We start from the raw sequence: 8,520 nt of genomic DNA, 5'->3' as shown, positions 1-8,520 counted from the left end.
ACACTCAACGCCGCCACAGCGCACTCAGCGGCCTACCACCCATCAGCCGCCTGTAACCAACGTTATGGCCGGGTACAACTAGGCGCGGGCCGGGTCCGCGTCGCCGAACTCTTGCATTGACGGTGCCGGCGCCGAGGCGGTGCCCGGCGCCTGCTTTCGGTTGCCCGGACGTCTTATGGCAAATAATCACCGCGGCCGAGCCGTCCTTAGCCTGGCGGCGCCGCGGGCGCGCCCGGCTGCGGGGTGTCGGCGGCGTCGGACCCCGCGTGCTCCGGCGGGCCCGTGCGCCGGCCGGGTGCCGCGCGAGGCGGAAGGCGCCGGGGGTGGCGGCGGACACCGTGATTTCCTGCCGTTTTGTAGGACAAGCGTTCTCGCACCTCCCCGGCATCGGCCGCCGCCCGCGTTCTCGGTTCGGGCCGCGGCGGCGCAGGCCGCACAGCCGAGGCGGCGGCGCATGCGACGACCTCCGATCGGCTGAGCCACAAGAGGCACGTGCCGCCGTACTCGCTGCTGGCCGCCGTCATCGTCCCGGCCGCGCTGATCGTCGGCTCGCTGCTGTCCGAACACCCGCTCAACAAGCTCGTCAGCTTCGGCACCGTCGGGGTGTACCTCGGCTTCCAGATGGTGGTGTTCGCGGCGCTGCGGGCCCGGCTGAAAGGCTGGAAGCCGTCCGGGAAGTACCGGTTGGGCCGCTGGGGAATCGTGGTCAACGTCGGGGCGCTGGCCTACGGGTTCGCGGCCATCGTCAACATCTGCTGGCCCCGCACGCCCGAGGCGCCGTGGTACGACAACTACGTGGTGCTGTTGATGTCGGGCCTCATCGTCGGCTTCGGGCTGCTCTACATGGTGGCCACCCGGGCCTACGCCAAGAGCGACGCCCCCTACGCCGACGCCGTTTCGCGGTCCGACGCGTCGGTCGCCTGAGGCGCGGTGCGGCCCTCGCCGGGCAATGGCAGGATCTAGCACGACATGTTTCTCACGCCGCACGAGCAAGAGCGACTGCTGTTGTCCTATGCCGCCGAGTTGGCCCGCCGGCGCCGGGCCCGCGGGTTGCGGCTCAACCACCCGGAGGCCGTCGCGATCATCACCGACCACATCCTGGAAGGCGCGCGCGACGGCCGCAGCGTGGCCGAGTTGATGGCCAGCGGCTGCGACGTGCTCAGTCGCGACGACGTCATGGAGGGGGTTGCCGAAATCATTGACGACGTGCAGGTCGAGGCGACCTTCCCGGACGGCACCAAGCTGGTCACCGTGCATCACCCGATCAAATGATCCCCGGCGAAATTCTCTATGGCGCAGGCGAAATCGAGATCAACGCCGGCGCCGAACGCCTCGAGATGCGGATCGTCAACACCGGTGACCGCCCGGTGCAGGTCGGCAGCCACGTCCACCTGCCGCAGGCCAACGCGGCGCTGTCGTTCGATCGCGCCGCGGCCCGCGGATACCGGCTGGATGTGCCGGCGGCCACCGCCGTCCGATTCGAACCGGGCATCGCCCAGACCGTTCGACTGGTGCCGCTGCGGGGGCGACGCGAAGTGCACGGGCTGAGCCTCAACCCTCCCGGACGGCTCGACCCGTCATGACGCGGCTGTCCAGGGAGCGCTACGCCGACCTGTTCGGCCCGACCACCGGCGACCGGATCAGGCTGGCCGACACCGACCTGCTGGTCCAGATCACCGAAGACCGCAGCGGGGGACCGGGTTTGGCCGGTGACGAGGCGGTGTTCGGCGGCGGCAAGGTGCTGCGCGAGTCGATGGGGCAGGGGCGCACCACGCGGGCCGACGGCGCGCCCGACACCGTGATCACGGGCGCGGTGATCATCGACCACTGGGGAATCATCAAGGCCGACATCGGGATTCGCGACGGCCGGATCGTCGCCATCGGCAAGGCGGGCAACCCCGACACCATGACCGGCGTGCATCCGGACCTGGTGGTCGGGCCGTCCACCGAAATCATCGGCGGGAACGGGCGAATCGTCACGGCGGGCGCGATCGACTGTCACGTCCACCTGATCTGCCCGCAGCTGATGCCCGAGGCGCTCGGGTCCGGCATCACCACCATCATCGGCGGCGGCACCGGGCCCGCCGAGGGCACCAAGGCCACCACCGTCACCCCCGGGGCGTGGCACCTGGCCCGGATGCTGGAGGCGCTGGACCCCTGGCCGATGAATTTCGCGCTGCTGGGCAAGGGGAACACCGCCAGCCACGAGGGATTGTGGGAGCAATTACGCGGTGGCGCAGCGGGTTTCAAGCTGCACGAGGACTGGGGGTCCACCCCGGCGGCCATCGACGCCTGCCTGACCGTCTGCGACGCCGCCGGCGTGCAGGCGGCGCTGCACACCGACACCCTCAACGAGATGGGGTTCGTCGAGGACACCCTCGGCGCCATCGCCGGCCGCTCGATCCACACGTATCACACCGAGGGCGCCGGCGGCGGGCACGCGCCCGACATCATGAGGGTCGCCGCCGAACCGAACGTGCTGCCCAGTTCCACCAACCCGACGCGCCCGCACACGGTGAACACCCTCGACGAGCACCTCGACATGCTCATGGTCTGCCACCACCTCAACCCCACCGTGCCCGAGGATCTGGCGTTTGCCGAGAGCCGGATCCGGCCGTCGACGATGGCCGCCGAGGATCTCCTGCACGACATGGGCGCGATCTCGATGATCGGCAGCGATTCGCAGGCGATGGGACGCATCGGCGAGGTCGTGATCCGCACCTGGCAGACCGCGCACGTGATGAAGCGGCGCCGCGGCGCCCTGCCCGGCGACGGCGCGGCCGACAACCACCGGGCGCGCCGCTACGTCGCCAAATACACCATCTGCCCGGCGATCACGCACGGGCTGGACCGCGAGATCGGCTCGGTGGAGGTCGGCAAGCTCGCCGACCTGGTGCTGTGGGAGCCCGCGTTCTTCGGGGTGCGCCCGCACCTGGTGCTCAAGGGCGGCATGATCGCGTGGGCCGCGATGGGCGACGCGAACGCGTCGATCCCGACGCCCCAGCCGGTGCTGCCGCGCCCAATGTTCGGCGCCGCGCCAGCGCCATCGGCCGGCACGTCCGTGCACTTCGTGGCGCCGCAGGCCGTCGACGCCGGCCTGGCGGAAAGGCTGGCAGTGAACCGGCCGTTGGTGCCGGTCGCCGACGTCCGCAAGGTCGGCAAGGCGGACCTGCCGCTCAACGACGCCATGCCGCGGATCGACATCGATCCAGACACCTTCACCGTGCGGATCGACGGCGAGGTCTGGGAGGAGCAGCCGGCCACCGAACTGCCCATGGCGCAACGATATTTCCTGTTCTGATGATCCAGCCGTCGTTAGCCACACTGCTCGCGCTGGCCGACTCGCGGCTGCCCACGGGCGGACACGTCCACTCCGGCGGCGTCGAAGAGGCCGTCGCCTGCGGCATGGTGACCGACCTGCCGACGCTGAAAGCCTTTCTGGTGCGCAGGATTCGATCGCACGGGCTGGTCACCGCGTCGGTGGCGGCCGCGGTGCACCGTGGCGACCTCTCCCTCCAGGACGCCGACCAGGAAACCGACGCGCGCACCCCGGCGCCCGCGGCCCGGCAGGCGTCCCGCAGCCAGGGCCGCGGGCTGGCGCGGCTCGCCCGCCGGGTCTGGCCGGACGCGGGCTGGGACGAGCTGGGCGCGCGTCCGCATCTCGCGGTCGCCGCCGGACGCGTCGGGGCGACGAGCGGCCTGCGCCCCGGGCACACCTGCCTGCACGTCGTGTACACCACCATGACCGGCTCGGCCACCGCCGCGCAGCGGCTGCTGGCGCTGGACCCCGGCGCCGTCGCCGCCATCACCTTCGGGCTGTCCGAACTGTGCGACCGCACCGCGGCCGAGGCGAGCGCGGGGCTGGCCGACCTGTCCGATCCGCTGCTCGACACGCTGGCGCAGCGCCACGCCGAGCGCGAGCGACCCCTGTTCGCCTCCTGAAAGGTCGTCCATGACAACACATGTCCACCCCCACCCGCACACCCATCCCGATCGGCCGAAACGGGTCCGCCGGCCCGGGGAGCCGCTGCGCATCGGCGTCGGGGGCCCGGTCGGATCCGGCAAGACCGCGCTGGTCGCCGCCCTGTGCCGCGGGTTGCGGGGCGAGCTGTCGATCGCGGTGCTGACCAACGACATCTACACCACCGAGGACGCCGACTTCCTGCGCAGGAACGCGGTGCTGCCCGACGACCGGATCGCGGCCGTGCAGACCGGCGGCTGCCCGCACACCGCGATCCGCGACGACATCACCGCCAACCTGGACGCGATCGACGACCTGATCGCCGAACACGACGCGCTGGACCTGATCTTGGTCGAGTCCGGCGGCGACAACCTGACTGCCACCTTCTCGTCGGGCCTGGTCGACGCGCAGATCTTCGTCGTCGACGTGGCCGGCGGCGACAAGGTGCCGCGCAAGGGCGGCCCCGGCGTGACCTACTCGGATTTGTTGGTGATCAACAAGACCGACCTCGCACCGATGGTCGGGGCCGACCTGCAGGTGATGGCGCGGGACGCCGACGCCGTGCGTGCGGGCCGGCCCACGATCATGCAGTCGCTGACCGAGGACCCCGCCGCCACCGACGTGCTGACCTGGGTGCGCGAGCAGCTGGCCGCCGCGCCCTGATGCGCGCGGAGGTCTTGCTGGTCGCCTCCGGCAACCGGCTGCCGCGCATCGAGTGCCGCGGCGGGGCCATCCAGGCGCGGTGCACCGGGCCGGACACCGTGCACCTGCTGTCGGCGGCCGCCATCCCGCTGGGCGGCGACACCATCGACATTCGCCTCGTCGTCGAGGGGGGCGCCCGGCTCAGGCTGCGCAGCGCCGCGGCGACCGTGGCCCTGCCCGGCGCGGCCACGGCGACGTCGCACGCCAGCTGGGCGATCGAGGTGACCGGAAGCCTCGACGTCGATCTGGAGCCCACCGTGGTCGCCGCGGCCGCGAGCCATGTCTCCAGCGTGGCCGTCGCCGTGCATCACGGGGGCCGGATCCGCTTCCGTGAGCGGGTGCAGATCGGCAGATGCGGTGAGCAAGAAGGGTTTTGGTCCGGCTCACTGCACGCCGACCACGACGGGCGCCCGCTGCTGCGCCACCGGGTGGAGCTGGGAGCGGGGTCGCTGGCGGACGACAGCATCGATGCGCCCCGCGCGGTGATCAGCGAATTCCGTTACCCCGCAGGCGCTTTCACCGAAGTGGCCGACGACCAGGTGGGAACGGTGCTGACGCTCGCCGGTGGCGGCACGCTCAGTACGTGGCAGGCCGACCGGCTGCCCGGCTAGCTTGCCACCCGGGCGGTCCTTGCCGAGGCGCGCGACTCGGCGGCCAGCTCGGCCAGCTGCTCGAGCCGCGTTCGCGCGAAGGCCTGCTGGTCGGTGATGGTCAGCTGGCCGCGCCGGGTGCTCAAAAACGTCACGGTCCACGACAGCAGTGTGGTGATCTTGGTCTTGAAGCCGATCAGGTAGACCAGGTGCAGCACCAGCCACATCAGCCAGGCGATGAAGCCGCTGAACTCGAGCGGCCCGATCTTGGCGACCGCGGAAAACCGCGACACCGTGGCCATGGAGCCCTTGTCGAAGTACTGGAACGGCTCCCGCTCCGCCGGGTCGGCCCCGGCGACCTCGGCCTTGATCACGTTGGCGACGTACTTGCCGCCCTGGATCGCGCCCTGCGCGACGCCCGGCACGCCCTCGACGGCGGCCATGTCGCCGACCACGAACACGTTCGGGTGCCCGGGGATGGACAGGTCCGGCAGCACCTTGACCCGGCCGGCCCGGTCGAGTTCGACCGGCGACTGCTCGGCCAGGTCGCGGCCCAGCCCGCTGGCCTGCACGCCGGCCGACCACACCTTGCAGGCCGACTCGATGCGCCGCTTGGTGCCGTCGGAATCCTTGACCGTGATGCCGTTGCGGTCCACGTCGGTGACCATCGCGCCCAGCTGGATTTCCACTCCGAGCTTCTCCAGGCGGGCACGCGCCCGCTCCCCGAGCTTTTCGCCCATCGGGGGCAACACCGCCGGGGCGGCGTCGAGCAGGATCACCCGCGCCTTGGTGGGGTCGATGTGCTGGAAGGCGCCGCGCAGCGTGTATTTGGCCAATTCGGCGATCTGCCCGGCCATTTCGACGCCGGTCGGGCCGGCGCCGACGACGGTGAAGGTCAACAGCTTCTTGCGGCGCTCCGGATCGCTGGACCGCTCGGCCTGCTCGAAGGCGCTCAGGATCCGGCCGCGCAATTCCAGGGCGTCGTCGATCGACTTCATGCCGGGCGCGAACTCAGCGAAGTGGTCGTTCCCGAAGTACGACTGGCCGGCGCCGGCGGCGACGACCAAGCTGTCGTAGGGGGTTTCATAGGTGTGGCCCAGCAGCTCCGACACCACCGTCTGGCGGGCCAGGTCGATGTGGGTGACGTTGCCCAGCAGCACTTGCACGTTGCGCTGCTTGCGCAGCACGACGCGAGTGGGGGGAGCGATCTCGCCCTCGGAGATGATCCCGGTGGCCACCTGGTACAGCAACGGCTGGAACAGGTGATGGGTGGTGCGGGCGATCAGCTTGATTTCGACGTTGGCGTGCTTGAGCTTCTTTGCCGCATTGAGTCCGCCGAATCCCGATCCGATGATGACGACTTGGTGGCGACGTTCGGATGCAGCGGTGTTCCCGGGCTGCGGGCTCATGTTTTGGCTACTCCTGACGGTGGCTCCTGGACGCGCGACTGCAGTTAGCTACCACGCTATCCAGCCGGATACCCAGAACCCAGGCCGTTAGCATGTGTAATGAACCACATCGTCGTATCGTGCCTGGTCAGGCGAACGTGATGCTCGTCATGCCGGCCGCTGGATGCGACCTTCGTTACAGTCCGATCGGCGGACGAGGAATTCGCCGACGGGGTCGGCTCGGTATTGCGCCCGCTAGGCGAATTGGGCCAGCGCGCCGTGGCTGACGTGCAGCGTTTGGCCGGTGATATGACGCGCGGCGGGGGTGGTGAGGAACAGCGCCAGGCGGGCGACCTCGGCCGCGACCGTCGGCGGGGTGCGGGACAGGCCGTCGTAGCCGGCGGGCACGCTGCGGCCGCTGGCCACGGCGTTGACCGTGATGCCACGGGTGCCGAAAACGCTTGCCTGACCGGCGATCCAGTTCGACAGCGCCGCCTTGATGGCCGCGTCGATGCTGCCCGCGGCCGCGTTTTCCGGCACCACGCTGATGATGGAGCCGCCCGAGCGCAGGTGGTCGCCGACGGCCTGAACGGTCAGCACTTCCGACAGCACGGTCGCGTCGAGGGCGCCGCGCCAGGCCTTGGCGGTGTCGGACGTCGAATAGGTTCGTGGGTCGCCGGCGTCCGAGGACGGTGCGGGCACGTTGACGATGGTGTCGAGGTGATGCGGGAACAACCCGCAGGCCTCGGCGAGGCTGTCGGGGTCGGTAACGTCGCAGACGATGGCGTCCACGTCCAACTCCTTGGCCGCGACTTCCAGCTCGCTGCGGCGCGCGCCCACGAGCGTCACCTTGTGGCCGTCATCGCGAAAGCCTTCGGCTACCGCGCGCCCCAAGTCCGTGTCTCCGCCGGTGACCAGCACCTCCACTGCCATGACCTCCTCGAGTCTGAGCGCGCAATGACGCCAGTCCCGTTGATGTTACTGGACGGTAGCTAGGTGGCGAAATTCGCCACGGCGCGACGCGCGGATCATTTTCGTAACTATTGGGCCGTCACGCGTTTGCGACGATTAGCCGCCGCGCGAACCGCATCGTCGGAGGATAGGGTGCCTTCATGCGTCGGATCGCGATCCTGGCCGTGGGGTTTTCGGCGATGCTGCTCGCGGTCGGCGTCGGGTGCGGCCCCAAGCCGCCCGCGTCGGCCCCCGGAAAGATCGTGGTGTTCGCCGCCGCCTCGCTGAAGCCGGCGTTCACCCAGATCGGTCAGCAGTTCAAGACCGAAAACCCGGGCTCGGGAATCGATTTCGAATTCGCGGGGTCTTCGGAGCTGGCGACTCAGCTGACCCAGGGCGCGACCGCGGACGTCTTCGCCTCGGCGGACACCGCGCAGATGGACACCGTCGCCCGGGCGGGCCTGCTGGCCGGCAACCCGGTCAACTTCGCGTCGAACACCTTGGTCATCGTCACGGCGCCGGGCAACCCCAAGCACATCGGGTCCTTCGCCGACCTCGCCCGGCCCGGCCTGAGCGTGGTGATCTGCCAAAAACCCGTGCCCTGCGGGGCGGCCACTCAGCGCGTCGAAGACGGCACGGGCGTGCGGCTCAGCCCGGTCAGCGAGGAGCTCAGCGTAACCGACGTCCTCAACAAGGTCACCACGGGCCAGGCGGATGCCGGCCTCGTGTACGTCACGGACGCCCACAGCGCCGCGGACAAGGTGGCGACCGTCGACTTCCCCGAAGCCCGCAGCGCGGTGAACGTCTATCCGATCGCGGTGCTGAAGAGGGCTCCGCAGCCGGGGCCGGCGCAGAAGTTCGTCGCCCTGGTCACCGGCGACACCGGTCGAAAACTGTTGGCCCAAGCGGGCTTCGCTGCGCCCTGAAT

General features: G+C 70.2%; 10 protein-coding genes. 8 read left to right on the top strand and 2 right to left on the bottom strand.

Translation table 11 applies throughout. The features are described from left to right. Positions 1-492 precede the first annotated feature (492 nt). Genes AWC19_RS17035 through AWC19_RS17005 form a run of 7 tightly spaced genes read left to right on the top strand, consistent with a single transcriptional unit; the run spans position 493 to position 5,274 of the window. Entirely contained in the window at positions 493-924 is a 432-nt protein-coding gene (locus tag AWC19_RS17035; RefSeq protein WP_085079239.1) for a hypothetical protein, read from the top strand. 45 nt (positions 925-969) lie between these two features. Continuing rightward, positions 970-1,272 carry an urease subunit gamma gene (locus AWC19_RS17030; protein WP_085079238.1) on the top strand — a complete coding sequence of 101 codons (303 nt, stop codon included), beginning with the start codon at positions 970-972 and terminating at the stop codon, positions 1,270-1,272. Next, positions 1,269-1,583, top strand: coding sequence for an urease subunit beta (locus AWC19_RS17025; protein WP_085079237.1), 315 nt, complete (start codon positions 1,269-1,271; stop codon positions 1,581-1,583). The genes AWC19_RS17030 and AWC19_RS17025 overlap by 4 nt, the downstream gene beginning before the upstream one ends. Further along, on the top strand, positions 1,580-3,301 hold the full coding sequence (locus AWC19_RS17020; protein WP_085079236.1) for an urease subunit alpha: 1,722 nt from the start codon (positions 1,580-1,582) through the stop codon (positions 3,299-3,301). The genes AWC19_RS17025 and AWC19_RS17020 overlap by 4 nt, the downstream gene beginning before the upstream one ends. Continuing rightward, complete coding sequence (locus tag AWC19_RS17015; RefSeq protein ID WP_085079235.1) at positions 3,301-3,942, top strand: urease accessory protein UreF; 642 nt, start codon at positions 3,301-3,303, stop codon at positions 3,940-3,942. The genes AWC19_RS17020 and AWC19_RS17015 overlap by 1 nt, the downstream gene beginning before the upstream one ends. A 10-nt stretch (positions 3,943-3,952) precedes the next feature. After that, on the top strand, positions 3,953-4,624 hold the full coding sequence (gene ureG, locus AWC19_RS17010) for an urease accessory protein UreG (protein WP_085079234.1): 672 nt from the start codon (positions 3,953-3,955) through the stop codon (positions 4,622-4,624). Continuing rightward, positions 4,624-5,274 (top strand): urease accessory protein UreD, encoded by a 651-nt coding sequence (locus tag AWC19_RS17005; RefSeq protein WP_085079233.1) that lies wholly within the window; start codon positions 4,624-4,626, stop codon positions 5,272-5,274. The genes ureG and AWC19_RS17005 overlap by 1 nt, the downstream gene beginning before the upstream one ends. Here the strand turns inward: AWC19_RS17005 and AWC19_RS17000 are convergent. Together AWC19_RS17000 and AWC19_RS16995 are read right to left on the bottom strand one after the other, a co-directional pair. Beyond that, on the bottom strand, positions 5,271-6,662 hold the full coding sequence (locus tag AWC19_RS17000) for an NAD(P)/FAD-dependent oxidoreductase (RefSeq protein ID WP_085079232.1): 1,392 nt from the start codon (positions 6,660-6,662) through the stop codon (positions 5,271-5,273). The genes AWC19_RS17005 and AWC19_RS17000 overlap by 4 nt on opposite strands. A 234-nt stretch (positions 6,663-6,896) precedes the next feature. Then, on the bottom strand, positions 6,897-7,574 hold the full coding sequence (locus tag AWC19_RS16995; RefSeq protein WP_085079231.1) for an SDR family oxidoreductase: 678 nt from the start codon (positions 7,572-7,574) through the stop codon (positions 6,897-6,899). A 179-nt stretch (positions 7,575-7,753) separates the two neighbouring features. On the opposite strand from AWC19_RS16995, the gene modA reads away from it, so the two are divergent. Then, positions 7,754-8,518: a molybdate ABC transporter substrate-binding protein gene (gene modA, locus AWC19_RS16990; protein ID WP_085079230.1), complete on the top strand. Its 765-nt coding sequence runs from the start codon at positions 7,754-7,756 to the stop codon at positions 8,516-8,518. The last annotated feature ends 2 nt before the right edge of the window (positions 8,519-8,520 follow it).

The sequence above is a fragment of the Mycobacterium palustre genome, from assembly GCF_002101785.1.
In the GTDB taxonomy this organism is placed as follows: Bacteria; Actinomycetota; Actinomycetes; order Mycobacteriales; family Mycobacteriaceae; genus Mycobacterium; species Mycobacterium palustre.
This window is presented reverse-complemented; position numbering and strand designations above follow the sequence as displayed.